This window comes from Enterobacter sp. Ap-1006 (assembly GCF_011752835.1).
Classification (GTDB): Bacteria; Pseudomonadota; Gammaproteobacteria; order Enterobacterales; family Enterobacteriaceae; genus Cedecea.
The window spans coordinates 339,689-355,782 of the sequence record NZ_VWWU01000006.1; the positions used below are offsets into that span (position 1 = coordinate 339,689).

Consider the following 16,094-nt stretch of genomic DNA (forward strand, 5'->3'; position numbering starts at 1 on the left):
TATTCAGCAGACCCACGTTATGACGTTTTCACTTTTCGGCGATAAATTCACCCGCCATGCAGGCATCACACGCCTGATGGAGGATCTCAACGACGGCCTGCGCACGCCAGGCGCCATCATGCTTGGCGGTGGCAACCCTGCGCAGATCCCGGCGATGAACGACTACTTCCAGCAGCTGCTTTCCGAGATGCTGGCCAGCGGTAAACTGACCGACACGCTATGCAACTACGACGGTCCGCAGGGGAAAAGTGAACTGCTAAAATTGCTTGCCGGTATGCTGCGCGATGAACTGGGTTGGGACATCGAACCACAGAATATTGCACTAACAAACGGCAGTCAGAGCGCGTTTTTCTACTTGTTTAACCTTTTCGCCGGACGTCATGCGGATGGTCGCACCAAAAAGGTGCTCTTCCCGCTGGCGCCGGAGTACATTGGCTACGCGGATGCCGGACTGGAAGAAGAGCTGTTTGTCTCCACCCGTCCGAACATCGAACTGTTGCCGGAAGGCCAGTTTAAGTACCACGTTGACTTCGAACACCTGCATATCGGCGAAGATACCGGCATGATCTGCGTATCTCGTCCGACGAACCCGACCGGCAACGTAATCACCGACGAAGAACTGATGAAGCTGGACGCGCTGGCGAACCAGCACGGCATTCCGCTGGTGATCGATAACGCCTACGGCGTGCCTTTCCCCGGCATCATCTTTAGCGAAGCCCGCCCGCTGTGGAACCCGAACATCATCCTGTGCATGAGTCTGTCCAAGCTCGGCCTACCGGGCAGCCGCTGTGGGATCATTATCGCTAACGAGAAAATCATCTCCGCCATCAGCAACATGAACGGCATTATCAGCCTGGCGCCGGGCGGCATTGGCCCAGCCATGGCCTGCGAAATGATTAAGCGGAACGATCTGCTGCGCCTGTCTGAAACTGTTATCAAGCCGTTTTACTACCAGCGCGTGCAGGAGACTATCGCCGTGCTCCGACGCTATCTGTCGCCGGAACGCTGCCTGATCCACAAGCCGGAAGGCGCTATCTTCCTGTGGCTGTGGTTTAAAGACCTGCCGATCACCACCGAGCTGCTGTACCAGCGCCTGAAAAAGCGCGGCGTGCTGATGGTGCCGGGCGATTACTTCTTCCCGGGGCTGGACAAGCCGTGGCCGCACACACACCAGTGCATGCGCATGAACTATGTCCCGGAGCCGGAAAAGATCGAGGCAGGGGTGAAAATCCTGGCTGAAGAGATTGAGCGAGCCTGGGCGGAAGCCGAATAACAAGTAACAATGTAAAACGGGGCTTAATGCCCCGTTTTCTTATCTCACCACTAAAGCGTCATAGCCTTTCCAGCGGTAGTTCAGCATCGAAATCCCCCAGCAGGCGATAAACAGCCCGACCACAACAAATCCGGCGTTGCCGAGGTTGTCGTTGAGCGCGCCAACCCACTGCCAGATCCCGTCCTCTAACTGGAATTTATCAGCCAGCAGGCCCAGCGCTTCAAGCCCACCGATAAACAACGCCACCACCACAGAAGTGCCGGTAATCGTCATGTTGTAGTAGAGCTTGCGCTGCGGTTTGTTAAACGCCCAGCCGTAGGCACCCACCATAATCACGTTGTCGAGGGTATCCACCAGCGCCATGCCGCTGGCAAACAGCGCCGGGAACACCAGAATCGACCAGATGGACATGCCGCTGGAGGCGCTGGCGGCAGAAATGCCCAACACACCAATTTCGGTGGCGGTGTCAAAGCCGAGGCCGAACAGGAAGCCGACCAGGTACATGTGCCAGCTTTTGCCGATCAGGCGAAAAACAGAGTTAAACAGCCAGCTCATCATGCCGCCGCCGGTCATTTCCGTCGCATCTGCAGCCAGCGGTTCACCGCGTTTAAGCTGGCGGAAGTTGCGCCACACGCCACGCAGGATTACCAAGTTAACCAGCGCCATCGCCAGCAGGAAGCAGGCCGACACGGCGGTGCCGATCACGCCGCCAACGTCATGGAACCAGTCCATTTTTTGCTGGAAAGCCGCAGCAGTAGCTGCAATGGCGACAGAAGCCAGAATCACAATGCTGGAGTGACCCAACGAGAACCAGGCTCCCACGCCAAACGGGCGTTTGCCCTGCTGCATCATTTTGCGGGTGACGTTATCAATCGCGGCGATATGGTCGGCGTCTACCGCGTGGCGCAGGCCGTAGCACCAGGCCAACAGGCTGGCCGCCATCAGCGCCGAGCTGTGGTTAAACGCCGCCAGCGCCCAGGCCCAGGCGGCAAAGTTAGCCGCCACTAAAACCGCCAGCAGCAGGCCGGCGCGCGGGTTGTCACGAAGAACACGCATTAACATCTTTTTTATCCTTGTGGTGATTCAAATAGCGGGCAGCGGCAACCACTGCCTGCCCCAGGGAAAGCGCCCCGTCACCGGCTGGAAGCCGCGTCGGGAAGAGAGGGGTGAAATCGGAGAGATAGAACGCCAGGCGCTCGCGCAGCAGCCGGTTGTGCAGCACGCCACCGCAGCAGGCCACGGTGGTCACGCCGGTGAGCAAGGCATGATGGCGAACCAGCGCCGACAGGCCTTTCGCCAGGGCATCGTGAAACGCCCAGGCCCGCGCTCCGGCCTCGCCCTGCCAGCCAAACCATTGCCGCCAGAAGGCCGCCAGATCGAGATGACCGTTCACCAACGGCAGCGTGACAGGGTGCGAACAGGGGCCAGCGTCCAGCGCCAGGGCTTCAAGGCGACAGGCGGCTTCGCCTTCATAGCTTTGTTGGTAAGGCGCACAGTTGAGCGCGGTGGCAACGGCATCAAACAGCCGCCCGCAGGATGAGGCTAGCGGGGCATTAACTCCGCGAGCCACCGCTTTTGCCAGAGGTCGCCACGCCTGCGCCCGCACAGCTTCTGTTTCGGGATAACGCTGCCAGCCGGGCACAAACGCCTCGCACTGGGCGAGAAGGTTACGCCACGGCTGCACGGCGGCCAGATCTCCCCCCGGCAACGCCACGGCCGGCAATCCGCCGAGAGAGACACAGCGCCGGTAATTCACCAGCAGGCATTCGCCGCCCCAAAGCTGGCCAGCTTCGCCATAGCCAATGCCGTCCAGCGCAAGGGCAATGACGTTGCCGCCGTTCAGCGGCCAGCCGTGTTCGGCCAGGCAGGCCGCCGTGTGGGCGTGGTGATGCAGTACTTCAGTAACAGGAAGCGCCATGTCATGCCCAACCTGCGTGCTGCGGTAGCAAGGATGTGCGTCGAGCGCGACATGCTCTGCCTTAAAGCCGTAGATCTCGCTCATCAGCGCCAGCGAGCTTTGCCATTGGGCCTCCACGCCCTCCTGAGCCAAATCGCCAAAATGCTGACTCAGCACCGCCTGCCCGTCGCGAACCAGGCAGAAGGTATTTTTGAGATCGCCCCCCAACGCCAGAATCGGCGGCAGGTCTTTAAAGCCAGCGGGCAAAGGAAGCGCATCCGGCACAAAACCTCGCGCACGGCGCAGCATTTCGCCGCTGGCTCGCATCACCGAGTCGTCCATGCGCTGAAGAATGTCCCGGTTATGCAGCAGAAAACCGTCGGCAATACCGTCCAAATCCTGAAGCGCCTGAGCATTGTCGGTGGCCGGTGGCCTGCCGTTGAGGTTCCCGGAGGTCATCACCAGCGGGCCACCAAAGTCCTGAACCAGCAGGTGCTGGAGCGGGTTAGCGGGCAGCATTACGCCGGTTTCGTTTCGCCCCGGCGCCACGGCAGCGCTCAGCTCAGGCAAAACATCACTCGCCACCAGCACCACCGGTGCTGCAGGCGTGGCAAGCAGCGCCCTGGCCTCATCAGGCAACCCTTCGGGCGTAGCAATCATCACCGCCAGCGGTTTGGCGGGCCGCTGCTTACGCGCCCGGAGGCGTTCAACGGCGGCGTTGTTACGGGCATCCACGGCAAGGTGAAAACCGCCCAAACCTTTAACCGCCACGATTTTTCCCTCACGCAGCGCGGCAACGGCCAGGGCGACCGCCTGCTCGCCGTCCAGTCGCTGCGCGCCCTGCTGCCAGTAGATCTGCGGCCCGCAGTCCGGGCAGGCTACCGGCTGAGCGTGAAAACGCCTGTCCATCGGGTTGCGATATTCTTCCTCGCAGGCGGCACAGAGCGGAAACGCCGCCATCACCGTGGACGGGCGGTCATAAGGCATCGCCCGGATGATGGTGAAACGTGGCCCACAGTGGGTGCAGTTGATAAACGGGTAGCGGTAGCGGCGGTCGGTCGAATCGTTAAGCTCGCGCAGGCATTCCGGGCAGGTGGCGGCATCCGGCACGATTTGGGTGTCCATCGCGCCATGGCCGCTGTGACGAATGCTAAAGTCCTGGGGCAAAACGTCCCAGAAAATTGGCTGCTGCGCCACGCTGTCGATGCGCGCCAGCGGCGGGCAATGTTGGTACAGCTCGCTCAAGAACGCTTCCGGGCTGACGGTCAGACGAACCACAACGCCTTCGCCATCGTTGCAGACATCGCCCATCAGCTTCAGCCGCTGTGCAATTTGCCAGACAAAGGGGCGGAAGCCAACGCCCTGGACTTTGCCGCGAATGCGGAGTTCGGTGCCCCTCACCCTGGCCCTCTCCCCAGAGGTGAGAGGGGACAAATCGGGTTCAGACTCCACGATTCCTCCATCCGGGGTGAGGGTAAAAATCACGCTTCCACCGCCTCGCGCAGACGCGCCTTCATGCTGTTATAGGTCGTTTGCGCATAGCTCTCCGCCCACGCCTGATCCTCAATTGCGCTAACGTTCACCGCGCAATATTTGGTTTCCGGCGTTTTGGAGATCGGGTCGAGATTGTCCTGCGTCAGCTCGTTACAGGCGCCAATCCACCATTGATAGGTCATATAGACGGAGCCTTTGTTAATGCGCTCGTTCACGTCCGCGCGGCTGATAACCTTGCCGCGACGCGAACTTACCCAGACCAGTTGCCGATCTTTGATACCTAGCGCGTCCGCATCCAGCGGGTTGATTTGCACAAAGCCGGGCTCATCCGCGAGGGTTTGCAGCGCCGCGCAGTTGCCGGTCATCGAGCGGCAGGAGTAGTGCCCGACTTCGCGGACGGTGCAAAGCACCAGCGGGTAAGTATCGTCAGGCACTTCGGCGGGCGCACGCCAGGCGGCGGCAAACAGTTGCCCTTTGCCGCTTGGCGTGTCGAATTTGCTGTCTTTGTAGAGATATGGCGTACCGGGGTGGTCCAGCGTCGGGCAAGGCCACTGCACGTGTCCCATATCGCCCATTTTTTCGTAGGTGACGCCGTAAAACAGCGGGCACAGCTCACGCAGCTCATCCCAGATTTGCTGGTTATTTTCATAGTGCATTGGGTAGCCCATCGCCGTCGAAAGCAGGCTGATGATTTCCCAGTCGCGCTTCACGTTGTATTTCGCCTCGATGGCTTTCTCGAAGCGCTGGAAGCCCCGGTCGGCACAGGTAAAGACGCCGCCGTGCTCGCCCCAGGACGTGGCGGGCAGCAGCACATCAGCGACTTCGGCGGTTTTGGTCATAAAGATGTCCTGCACCACCACAAAGTCGAGCGCCTCAAATCCTTTGCGCACCAAGCCCAGGTCCGCTTCGGTCTGGAGCGGATCTTCACCCATGATGTAGTAGGCTTTGACTTTGCCCTCTATCGCCAGGTGCGGCACTTCGGTAATGCGCACGCCAACTTTGTCATCCATCACCGCCGGGTCAATCCCCCAGGCTTTAGCAAACTTCGCGCGCACTTCAGGATCAACCACATCCTGGTAGCCGGGGAACTGGTTAGGCAACACGCCCATATCGCAGGCTCCCTGTACGTTGTTCTGCCCGCGTACTGGGCCAACGCCAACGTTTTCACGCCCCAGGTTGCCGGTGAGCAGCGCCAGGCTGGACAGCCCTTTGACCACGTCCACCGCCTGGCCGAACTGGGTTACGCCCATGCCCCACATGATGGTGGCGGATGGCGCTGCGGCGAAGGTGCGCATCGCCTGGCGAACCAGCTGAGCCGGTACGCCGGTTAAATGCTCGACGTCCTCCGGCGCGTAGCCCTTCACGGTTTCGCGGTAAGCCTCCAGCCCTTCGGCATATTTGGCGACGTACTCTTTGTCGTACAGCTGCTCTTCCAGCAGGACATAGCCAAAGGCGTTCACCAGCGCCATGTTGCAGCCGTTTTTGATTTGCAGATGCTGATCGGCAATGCGGGCGGTTTCGATGCGGCGCGGGTCGCAGACAATGATTTTCGCGCCGTTGCTTTTGGCTTTAATCACCCGACGAGCCACGATAGGGTGAGAATCGGCGCAGTTGTAGCCCACTACCAGCAGGCATTTGGAGTTTTCGATATCACCGATGGAGTTGCTCATCGCCCCGTTCCCAAGCGTTGCCTGCAGCCCGGCCACGCTTGGGCCGTGGCAAACGCGGGCGCAGCAGTCGACGTTGTTGGTGTTCAGCACCGCGCGGGCGAATTTCTGCATCACAAAGTTGGTTTCGTTCCCCGTTCCGCGCGAAGAACCGGTGGTCATAATGGCGCGAGGGCCGAACTGCTCTTTGATCGCCTTCAGGCGCGCAGCGGTATAGCTAATCGCTTCTTCCCAGCTTACCGGCTGCAGTTTGCCGCCCTTCTCGTAGCGGATCATCGGCTGCGTCAGGCGTGGCGTCAGCAGTTTGGTATCGTTAAGAAAATCCCAGCCGTAGTAGCCTTTCAGGCAGAGTTCGTTTTGGTTAGTCACGCCCCCGGCCGCTTCGGCGCGAATAATTTTGTTGTTCTCAACGACCAGTTTCAGTTTGCAGCCGGCCCCGCAGTAAGGGCAGACGCTGGTAATTTTTTTCATCAGTAACAGACCTGTTAAAAGTTGAAATGCAAAGGGATTAGAACGTCAGCGCCGCAGGGGCATCTAACGCGGCACGGCGACGTTTTTCCGCGCTCATTTGTTCCAGCCGGTTACGGTCCACGCACAGGATGGCGTTGGTCGGGCAGGCTTCCAGGCAGGCCGGGCCAGCCTCGCGGTGGTAGCAAAGGTCACATTTGTTGGCCTCAGCTTTTTCCGCCATCACGTTCAGCCCGGCACCGCTGTTGCGGATCACTGGCCGCACGACGACCTCCATCGCGCCATAAGGGCAGGCAACGACGCAGGTTTTGCAGCCGATGCAGCGTTCCTGCATGACGTGGACAAAGCCTTGGTCCCGGCTGATGGCGCCGTTAGGGCAGACGTTGGCACAGGGCGCGTCCTCGCACTGGCGGCACATGGTGGCGGTAGACACATTCACGCCTTTGATAACGTGAATACGCGGTAAGAAGGTTTGGGGGGTCAGCGCCGAACAGTCCTGGTTCTCCTGGTGAGAGACCACGCACGCCACCTCACAAGTGCGGCAGCCGATGCATTTGCTCGAATCGGCAATGATGAAGCGGTTCATCATGAACTCCTGCAATAAGTGTGTTATTGCGTGGGGTTATTCATAAAGCGTGCCAGGTTTGCAGGCCGCGCGGTTAGAGGGTTTGACGAGAGGTAAGGGGGATGTTCGACACTTTTGACGATGTCATTTTGGTAACAGTAGTCATTAATGACCCTCACCCCGGCCCTCTCCCTGGAAGGGAGAGGGGGAAAAGAGTCGCGCCCTTCTTCCATGTAAATAAGGGAAAAGAATCGTGCCCTTTCTCCCATGTAAGCAGGGGAAAAGAAGTACTGCCGTTCTGATCCCCTCTCCCCCATGGGGAGAGGGTTAGGGTGAGGGGAAAAACTAGAAAGGCGTTTCGCTCTCTGAAATAGTGAGGGGCTCATACCCGCCAAAACCCGTCCACGTCGCCAGCCGCTGATAAACTTGCTCCACCGCCGCTTTCACCGCCTCCGTCATCGGATAGTAGAAGCCGACGATATCCGGCTGAATGCCGAGGAACACCACTTCCCCCACGTCCTCTTTCAGCTGATCGACCAGATAATTAAGCGGCATATTGTGGGTGGTCATCATAAACATCTCGGCGATGTCGTCCGGGTCAATGACGCGGATCTCGCCAGGGTTGAGCATCATGTCGGTGGCATCCACAATCAGCAGCAATTCCGGATGCAGTTCGCGGATGGCAACCACGTCGTTTTCAGGCGCACTGCCGCCGTCGATCACCACCCAGTCACCCTGCGGAGAAGCCTGACACTTCTCGGCCAGCAGCGGGCCAGCCCCGTCGTCGCCCATCATGCTGTTGCCTACGCAAAGCAGTACCTTAGTCATAGCGTCTCCTTACCATCAGGTAGATGGCGGGTTCTTGTTGAATGGCCTGCAGCATGTCGAGCAGCGCCTGGCTCCAGGCCTGCTGTTCCGGGGTCTGCGTCGGCTTAGCGGCATCCAGCGCCCGGGCCAGCATCACCACGTGATTCTGGTCGATAACAATCTCGCCGTAGCGCGGCACGCCGTTCATTTTGCGCCGGGCTTCGCCGTCAGCTTCAAGCGTGGCAATCCACGCTTGATAGGCTTCCAGCGGGCAAACCAGGCTCTCTTTCAGGCAGTCGATTACCCCCAAATGGTGGCCAATCGCCAGGCTGTAGTAGACCACCTGCTGAGCGTCAGCCGGGGTGTTGTCGTTCTCATCGACAAACTTGCGGCTGAGCTGACAGAACACCACCGACTCGCTCATTACACGCGCTCCTGATGAACCAGTTGCTCAAGGTTAGTGACGATTTCCGTCAGGCGTGGGTCGTTTTCCGCGCTCAGCCACTGCTGAACGGCATCGCCCCCGGTTGTCAGGTTAGTCATGTAGCTGTCGGCAATCTGGCGGCCATAGCGGTAACCGGCCAGGCGACGAGCGGCGCGGTCAATGCGCACCCGCAGCGGCTGAACCATATCCGGGTGGAGGATTTTTGCCGGCTCAACGTCCAGCTCGCTTGCCGGGCGCGCATGGATTTTTTGTTCCAGCAGGCCAAGCGCCATCGCAAACCCGTACAGCGTGGCGGCGGGCGTTGGCGGGCAGCCGGGAATATAAACATCGACCGGCACGATTTTGTCGGTCCCGCCCCAGACGCAGTAAAGGTCGTGGAAGATCCCGCCGCTGTTGCCGCAGGCGCCGTAGGAGATACAGATTTTAGGGTCAGGCGCCGACTCCCAGGCACGCAGCGCCGGGGAACGCATCGCGCGGGTTACCGCCCCGGTAAACAGCAGAATATCGGCATGGCGCGGGGAAGGAACCACTTTGATCCCAAAGCGTTCTGCATCGAAAAGTGGCGAAAGTGTAGCAAAAATCTCGATTTCGCAGCCGTTACAGCCGCCACAGTCCACGCGGTAAACGTAGGCGGATCGTTTAATGTTTTTCAGCAGCGACGCCTTCATGCTGGCGATAGATTCGTCCACCGTCATCGGCACCGGAATGCCGTTGTGGTCGCGCGGCCCCAGTAGGTTACTCATTAGCTGGCCTCTCTCATCTGACGGCTAAAGTCGATCCGGTCGGACGACACCAGGCTTTGCTGGCGCTTGCAGTCCGGGCAGGTTTCAAATGCCCCACGGCGGCTTTCCGCGCGGGAATCGCCGTTGTGCTCAAGCAGCGCAATGGCGTAGTCGATCTCTTTTTGCACGGCAAACGGGCGACCACATTCGCGACAGTTACACAGCGGGAAGCAGGCCTGCTGCAGGAAGTCGGCTTTGTTCCACACCGCCAGCTCGTACTGCTGTGAGAGTTTGATCGCAGCCGTCGGGCAAACCTCTTCGCAGCGCCCGCAGAAGATGCAGCGCCCGAGGTTAAAGCTCCACTGCAGTTGCCCGGCGGCAAGATCGGTCTCAACGCTCAGGGCGTTGGACGGGCAGGCGTTCACGCAGGCCGCACAGCCGATGCATTGCTGCGAATTGTGCTCGGGCTTGCCGCGAAAATTCGGGTCGACGGCAATGGGCTGGAGCGGGTAAGACTCGGTTGCCACGCCGCCCTTGATGGCTTTTTTGATGAAGTTAAACATGCGTTTTCCTTGTTTGCCTGGCCTGAAAACAACCCCTCACCCTAACCCTCTCCCCTGAGGGGCGAGGGGACAGTTCGAGTGCGATTCCACCTACGCCCATAAGAGGCAAGAGACAGAACGAAGCCGGTTTTCCCCCTCTCCCTTCCAGGGAGAGGGCCGGGGTGAGGGTCAGTCACCGACAAGGCATCAAAATCATTTCAGCGGCGAATTCGTGCGCTCAATGCTATAGCGCTCCAGCTCTTTGTAAGGCACCACCTGGCTTTTCTTCTTGCGCACGTCCACCACCGTCATGCGGTCGGTGCAGGAGTAGCAAGGATCAAGGCTGCCGATAATCAGTGGGGCGTCGGACACCGTGTTGCCGCGCAGCATGTAGCGCAGGGTTGGCCAGTTGGCGTACGTCGCCGCACGGCAGCGCCAGCGGTACAGCTTCTGGTTGTCGCCGGTCATGCTCCAGTGAATGTCGTCCCCGCGCGGCGCCTCTGAGAAGCCCAGGGCAAAGCGGTTTGGAATGTAGGTAAAGCCTTCCACGGCGAGCGGGCCGCCCGGCAGGTTATCCAGACCGAAATCAATCATGTTCAGCGCGGTAAAGACTTCGTTGATCCGCACTTTCAGGCGGGAAAGCACGTCGCAGCCGTCGAGGCTGTGTACTTCCATCGGCAGCAGGCCGTAACCGACAAACGGGTGATCGGCGCGGGTATCACGGGCGTGACCGCTGGCACGCACCATTGGGCCGACATTGCTGAAATCACGGGCGATTTGTGGGTCAAGGCGACCAATGCCGACGGTGCGCTGCTCAATGTTCGGCGTGCTCAGCAGGATATCCACCAGATCTTGCACTTCCCGGCGCATCTGCTGGGCGAGCTGGCGGGTCTGGATCATGTCGTCTTTCAGCAGGTCGCGGCGGATGCCGCCGATCAGGTTCAGGCCGTAGGTTTTCCGCGCCCCGGTCAGGATCTCCGCCATCTTCATCGACATTTCACGCACGCGGAAGAACTGCATAAAACCGGAGTCGAAGCCGACAAAGTGGCAGGCCAGGCCGAGGTTCAGCAGGTGGCTGTGCAAACGCTCAACCTCCAGCAGAATGGCGCGAATCATCTGCGCGCGCTCCGGCACCACAATCCCCATCGCGTTTTCCACCGAGGTGGTATAGGCGGTGCTGTGGGCGAAGCCGCAGATGCCGCACACGCGATCGGACAGGAAGGTAACTTCGTTATAGCCCATGCGGGTTTCCGCCAGCTTTTCCATGCCGCGATGGACGTAGAACAGGCGGTAGTCGGCGTCGATAATGTTTTCGCCATCAACGAACAGGCGGAAGTGGCCGGGTTCATCAGAAGTGACGTGCAGCGGGCCAATCGGCACCACGTTGTTCTTTTTCGTGCCCAGTTCGTTAATGAACTCGTAGGTCTCTTTGTCGGTGGTCGGCGCCGGGCGCTGGCGGTAATCCATGCTGTCTTTACGCAGCGGATAGAGATCGTCCGGCCAGTCGTCCGGCAGCACCAGACGGCGCTCATCGGGCAGGCCAACCGGCTGCAGGCCGTACATATCGCGGACTTCGCGCTCGCCCCAAACGGCGGCAGGAACGCGAGGCGTGACGGACGGGAACTCTGGTTTGTCGGCATCCACTTCCACACGCACGGTGATCCAGCACTTCACGCCGCTTTCCATCGACAGCACGTAATACACCGCATAGCTGCCGCACAGCTGGCGTTCATCGTTGCCAAACAGCACCGAAAGCCAGCCGCCCTGCTGGTAGTAAAGCCACTCCACCACCTCCGGCAACATGGTGAGCTTCACGGTGACGGTGATTTGGTCTTTGGTCTGCCAGGCTTCGTCGATCACCGCATTCGGGAATTGCTGATGCAGCGCGGCGAGATAGTGTTGACCAATTTTTTCTTCAGACATCGATAGGTTCTCTTAAATCACGCCGCCAGCAAGGAGACGAAGGCTAAAAAGGCAAAACCAAAACCGGCCCAGGTAACCGCTGAGGTTTCCAGCATCCGCAGGCGCGCCATGCTGTTTTCGAACAGCGCGATAATCAGCACGCCCGCCACCAGCTTCACAACGGCCAGCACCAGGGCAAGGACAAGCCCGCCCCAGCTAAAGGCGCTCATTTGCCCCCAGGGCAGGAACACGCCGACAAACATTTGCAGCACAACCAGTTGCTTCAGCGAAATGCCCCACTTCAGCACCGCAAAGCCCGCGCCGCTGTATTCGGACAACGGCCCTTCCTGCAGCTCCTGCTCGGCTTCGGCGAGGTCAAACGGCAGCTTGCCCATTTCAATAAAGGTGGCGAAGGCGCAGGCCGCGAAGGCCAGAACCAGCGTCAGGCTTTGCGCCGTCGGCCAGGCGTGAATAGCCCCGGCGATATTGCTGATGTGCGTGCTGCCGGCAACCTTCGCGGCAACCCACAAACCAAGCAGCAGAATCGGCTCGACCAGCACACCAAGCATGGCTTCACGGCTGGCACCAATCCCGGTGAACGGGCTGCCGGTGTCCAGCCCGGCGATGGCGAAGAAGAAGCGGGCGATGGCGAACAGGTAAATTAAGGTTATCAGGTCGCCTAATGACGGCAGCGGCGAGGCAATTGTCACCACCGGCAGCGCGGTGGCGATGGTGAGCATCACGCCCACCATCACGAACGGCATCAGGCGGAAAACCCAGCCAGAGGCGGCGGGGGCCACGCTCTGCCGGCCCAGCAGCTTGAACAGATCCCGGTATTCCTGCAGCACGCCGGGGCCACGGCGATTATGCAGGCGGGCGCGCGTCACGCGGGTAATCCCTGCCAGCAGAGGCGCGGCAAAAAACAGCGCCAGCGCCTGGATAAGAGCGAATAAAAACGTAGTCATATCAGTTCCTCAGGCAACCATCGCCACCAGTAAGACCGCCAGCTCAACCATCGCCAGGCGGCGGAACGTGCCGGACAGACGCTCGCACTGCCAGCCAGGGATCCACTTCACCGGATTCAGGGTTTGGCGCAGCTTAAGCAAAGGCGCAAACGCCGCTTTTACCGGCTGGGCAAAGCCCGTCGCGGTGATCACCATCGCCTGTTCGTGGTCGTAGCCGCAGACCCACGCCGAGCCGCGAGAGCGGTTTGGCAAGCGGTCGCCGCGGAAAACGATCATCAAAATAAACGGCAGCAGCGGAGAGGCAATCAGCAGCAGCGTTATCATCGGCTGAGACACGGCGGTATGCGCCGGTTGAAGCGGCAGCGGCACGGCGTGCTGAAGCAGAGGCAGCAGCCACGGGGCAGCAACCCCGGCAACTACGCAGCATGCGGCAAGCAGGGCGACTGAGACGTTCATTAGCCACGGCGCAGAGGTCGCGTTTTCCGCTTCTTTAGTACGCGGCGCACCCAGGAAGGTGACGCCATAGACTTTCGCCATGCACATAACCGCCAGTGCGCCAGTGATTGCCAGCCCCACGGCCAGCAGCGGCCCGATAAAACGGCCCACAAACAGCGGCAGGCTGCCGAGGCGGAAGAACGACTGATAGATAACCCACTCCCCGGCAAAGCCGTTCAGCGGCGGCAGCGCGGCCATCGCCATCAGCCCAACCAGCATCGCCAGCGAAATAACCGGCATGCGTTTGCCGATCCCGCCCAGCTTCTCGATGTCGCGATGTCCGGTGCGGAACCAGACGGCACCTGCGCCGAGGAACAGCGTGGTTTTGAACAGGCTATGGTTGAACAAATGATAAAGGCCGCCGGTCATGCCCAGCGCCACCAGCACCGGCTCATGCAGTGCGATACCGATCAGGCCGCAGCCCAGGCCCAGCAAAATAATGCCGATGTTTTCAAGGGAGTGATAAGCCAGCAGGCGGTTGATGTTGTGCTCCATCAGTGCGTAAAGCCCGCCGATAAACGCGGTGATCATGCCGATCACCACGACCAGCACGCCCCACCACAGCGGCAGCGTATTACCGATCAGCGAGAAGCTCATAATGCCGTAGAGGCCAATCTTCAACACCACGGCGGAGAACAGCGCGGCGGCAGGCGCGGAGGCATTCGCATGCGCCTGCGGCACCCAGCCGTGCAGCGGAATAATCCCGGCAAGCAGCCCAAAGCCGAGTAGCGCGAGGATCAGTACCGGGGCCGGCAGCGGCGCGCCGTCAAGGAGATGACGCAGATCGCCATAGCCCAGCGTGCCGTAGCGCTGCCACAGCAGCCAGCAGGCCATCGCCAGCAGCACGGTACCCAGACGACCAAGGGCAAACCACAGCTGCCCGGACTGCTGGCAGCCGGTGAGGAAATAACCCGCCAGGGAGATGATTTCCGCCATCGCTACCAGGGTGACAAAGTTGTCGGCTACCAGCGCCGCAACGCTTGCCGCCAGGATCAAGTTAATCAGCAGGCCGTCGGCTTTTATCGCCGGATGGAGATGCCAGGCGCAGTTATAGACGGAAATAAACAGGCCGCTTAACGCCACCGTTACCAGCCAGACGCCGTTGAAAGCGTTGAGCTGCAGGTGCCAGTGCCAGATTTGCGCATCGCCGCTGAAGCCCAACAGCGCCTGAACGCCCGCGATCAGCAAAAGCACGGCGCTGATTGCGCCGCCAACGCCGCCGATAAAGCCGCTAACGGGCTTTGAAAATGCCAGAATGCCGGCTAACACAGCGCTGGTGACAAATCCCAAAAGCGCCCAGTGAATCAGTAAAAAAGCATTCATTTTCTCGCCTCTGGCTGGGTAAACAGGGTCAGGTCGCCAAGCGTCGCGCCAAGCGTCAGTTCACGTTTGCGCTTGCTGGCCTGGGCGATGTCGTTGTTGTCGATCAGCCGCAGCGCCTTGGTCGGGCAGGTGCGAACGCAGGCCGGGCCGCTTTCGTCGAAGCTGCACAGGTCGCATTTGACCGCGATAGCGCGAACGCCGGGAACCCAGTCCAGCAGCGGGCTAACGCGAGCCGGGGCCGGAGGCGCAGGTGGCGCTTTCGGGCTGTTCACGTTGGCGGGAATATGCAGCGGGCGGCTGCCGGAAAATTCAATGGCGCCGAACGGGCAGGCGATACCGCAAAGTTTGCAGCTTACGCACAGGCTTTCATTCAGCTGCACGGCGCCGTCCACGCGGGTTATCGCGTTGACCGGGCAAACCCCGGCGCAGGGGGCGTCTTCACAGTGGTGGCACATCTGCGGCGCAGATTCATTCAGGTTGCGCATGACTTTCAGGCGCGGCATGGACTGCAGGCCGTGCAGGCGGTGCGTCTCGGCGCAGGCCGCTTCACAGGTATGGCAACCCATACACAATTTTGAGTCAGCGATTACAAAACGGTTCACCAGTTCTTCCTCAGGTGACAATCGTCATTTTTGACGAAAACATGCCGAAAAGCTGCCGGTTCGACAGTTCTCGACACCCCAGATATCTTCATGCCACGGCGGACTTTTGCAGCAGCGCCATGGATAACGGGGTGTTTTGCTGCACGGCCAGATAAAGGCTGTCGTACACCGGGCGGATCAGCTCGAGGTAGTGTTCCAGCACTTTCTCGCGATCGCGGTTGCTGACGGCGTTATCAATCAGTCCGTCATCGTCGATAGTCGCCTTGGCAATCAGCACGTTATCGCTGCCGTCGCGCAGTTCGATGCTGTACTCGATGGTGTGGCTGTTAAAGCCTTCGGCGAGATTGATTTGAATGACGAAGTGGTCAAATAAGAAGAAGCGCAGGCTTTCGTCCGGGTTGCAGCCCACGGCGTGATGCAGCTTCGCTTTGGATAAGGTGATCCCCTGAATCAGGGTGTTGCCGTACAGATGCCACTGCGAAAGCAGCCGCTGGTGCTTGTCGGCGATGTACTCGGCTTTTTCGCTCAGTTCCCAAATGTTCATGTTTTGTTCGCTCTGTTAGTGCTTGTCCCTCCGTAAGGCACGTTTCGTGCCATGTTTTTAATTTATTGTTTTTAAATGCATTTAACAGATAAAAGTATCTTTAGCGAGCAGAATGACATGTCATTTCGTCATCTTTGACTTTGGCTGACGGCACTTTTTTACCCTCACCCTGACCCTCTCCCTGGAAGGGAGAGGGGATAAAAAGCAGGCCAGGCTACTCCCGGAAGGGAGAGGGGATAAAAGCAGGCCAGGTTACTCCCGGAAGGGAGAGGGGATAAAAGCAGGCCAGGTTACTCCCGGAAGGGAGAGGGGATAAAAGCAGGCCAGGCTACTCCCGGAAGGAAGGGGGGATAAACGTTCCCTTTTCTTAAAAGAATTCTCCC

14 protein-coding genes are annotated in these 16,094 nt (G+C 59.7%); 1 reads left to right on the forward strand and 13 read right to left on the reverse strand.

What is annotated here, in order from left to right; translation table 11 throughout:
- Positions 1–19 precede the first annotated feature (19 nt).
- The gene (gene avtA, locus F3J28_RS19370; RefSeq protein ID WP_166878906.1) at positions 20–1,273 is read left to right on the forward strand and encodes a valine--pyruvate transaminase; all 1,254 of its coding nucleotides are present in this window, start codon (positions 20–22) and stop codon (positions 1,271–1,273) included.
- A gap of 39 nt (positions 1,274–1,312) precedes the next feature.
- Here the strand turns inward: avtA and F3J28_RS19375 are convergent, their stop codons facing one another.
- From F3J28_RS19375 to hycA, 13 genes are all read right to left on the reverse strand, one after another.
- On the reverse strand, positions 1,313–2,335 hold the full coding sequence (locus F3J28_RS19375; protein ID WP_008457672.1) for a HoxN/HupN/NixA family nickel/cobalt transporter: 1,023 nt from the start codon (positions 2,333–2,335) through the stop codon (positions 1,313–1,315).
- Positions 2,313–4,571, reverse strand: coding sequence for a carbamoyltransferase HypF (hypF, locus tag F3J28_RS19380; protein WP_166878908.1), 2,259 nt, complete (start codon positions 4,569–4,571; stop codon positions 2,313–2,315). The genes F3J28_RS19375 and hypF overlap by 23 nt, the downstream gene beginning before the upstream one ends.
- Before the next feature lie 80 nt (positions 4,572–4,651).
- Positions 4,652–6,802 (reverse strand): formate dehydrogenase subunit alpha, encoded by a 2,151-nt coding sequence (gene fdhF / locus F3J28_RS19385; protein WP_166878910.1) that lies wholly within the window; start codon positions 6,800–6,802, stop codon positions 4,652–4,654.
- A gap of 37 nt (positions 6,803–6,839) precedes the next feature.
- The gene (gene hydN / locus F3J28_RS19390) at positions 6,840–7,385 is read right to left on the reverse strand and encodes an electron transport protein HydN (protein ID WP_008457677.1); all 546 of its coding nucleotides are present in this window, start codon (positions 7,383–7,385) and stop codon (positions 6,840–6,842) included.
- A gap of 324 nt (positions 7,386–7,709) precedes the next feature.
- Positions 7,710–8,192 (reverse strand): hydrogenase maturation peptidase HycI, encoded by a 483-nt coding sequence (gene hycI, locus F3J28_RS19395; RefSeq protein ID WP_166878912.1) that lies wholly within the window; start codon positions 8,190–8,192, stop codon positions 7,710–7,712.
- The gene (locus F3J28_RS19400) at positions 8,185–8,595 is read right to left on the reverse strand and encodes a formate hydrogenlyase maturation HycH family protein (protein WP_166878915.1); all 411 of its coding nucleotides are present in this window, start codon (positions 8,593–8,595) and stop codon (positions 8,185–8,187) included. The genes hycI and F3J28_RS19400 overlap by 8 nt, the downstream gene beginning before the upstream one ends.
- The gene (locus F3J28_RS19405; RefSeq protein ID WP_008457680.1) at positions 8,595–9,359 is read right to left on the reverse strand and encodes an NADH-quinone oxidoreductase subunit B family protein; all 765 of its coding nucleotides are present in this window, start codon (positions 9,357–9,359) and stop codon (positions 8,595–8,597) included. The genes F3J28_RS19400 and F3J28_RS19405 overlap by 1 nt, the downstream gene beginning before the upstream one ends.
- A complete protein-coding gene (locus F3J28_RS19410) occupies positions 9,359–9,901 on the reverse strand; it encodes a formate hydrogenlyase complex iron-sulfur subunit (RefSeq protein ID WP_166878919.1) in 543 nt (180 codons plus the stop codon). The genes F3J28_RS19405 and F3J28_RS19410 overlap by 1 nt, the downstream gene beginning before the upstream one ends.
- 192 nt (positions 9,902–10,093) lie before the next feature.
- On the reverse strand, positions 10,094–11,803 hold the full coding sequence (locus F3J28_RS19415; protein ID WP_166878921.1) for a hydrogenase large subunit: 1,710 nt from the start codon (positions 11,801–11,803) through the stop codon (positions 10,094–10,096).
- 17 nt (positions 11,804–11,820) lie between these two features.
- A complete protein-coding gene (locus tag F3J28_RS19420; protein ID WP_166878925.1) occupies positions 11,821–12,747 on the reverse strand; it encodes a respiratory chain complex I subunit 1 family protein in 927 nt (308 codons plus the stop codon).
- A 9-nt stretch (positions 12,748–12,756) separates the two neighbouring features.
- Positions 12,757–14,565: a formate hydrogenlyase subunit 3 gene (gene hycC / locus F3J28_RS19425; protein ID WP_166878929.1), complete on the reverse strand. Its 1,809-nt coding sequence runs from the start codon at positions 14,563–14,565 to the stop codon at positions 12,757–12,759.
- Positions 14,562–15,167, reverse strand: coding sequence for a 4Fe-4S dicluster domain-containing protein (locus F3J28_RS19430; protein WP_166878932.1), 606 nt, complete (start codon positions 15,165–15,167; stop codon positions 14,562–14,564). Before F3J28_RS19430 ends, hycC begins: the two co-directional genes overlap by 4 nt.
- Before the next feature lie 88 nt (positions 15,168–15,255).
- Positions 15,256–15,711, reverse strand: a complete 456-nt coding sequence (gene hycA / locus F3J28_RS19435) for a formate hydrogenlyase regulator HycA (protein ID WP_008457686.1) — start codon at positions 15,709–15,711, stop codon at positions 15,256–15,258.
- Positions 15,712–16,094: the final 383 nt, after the last annotated feature.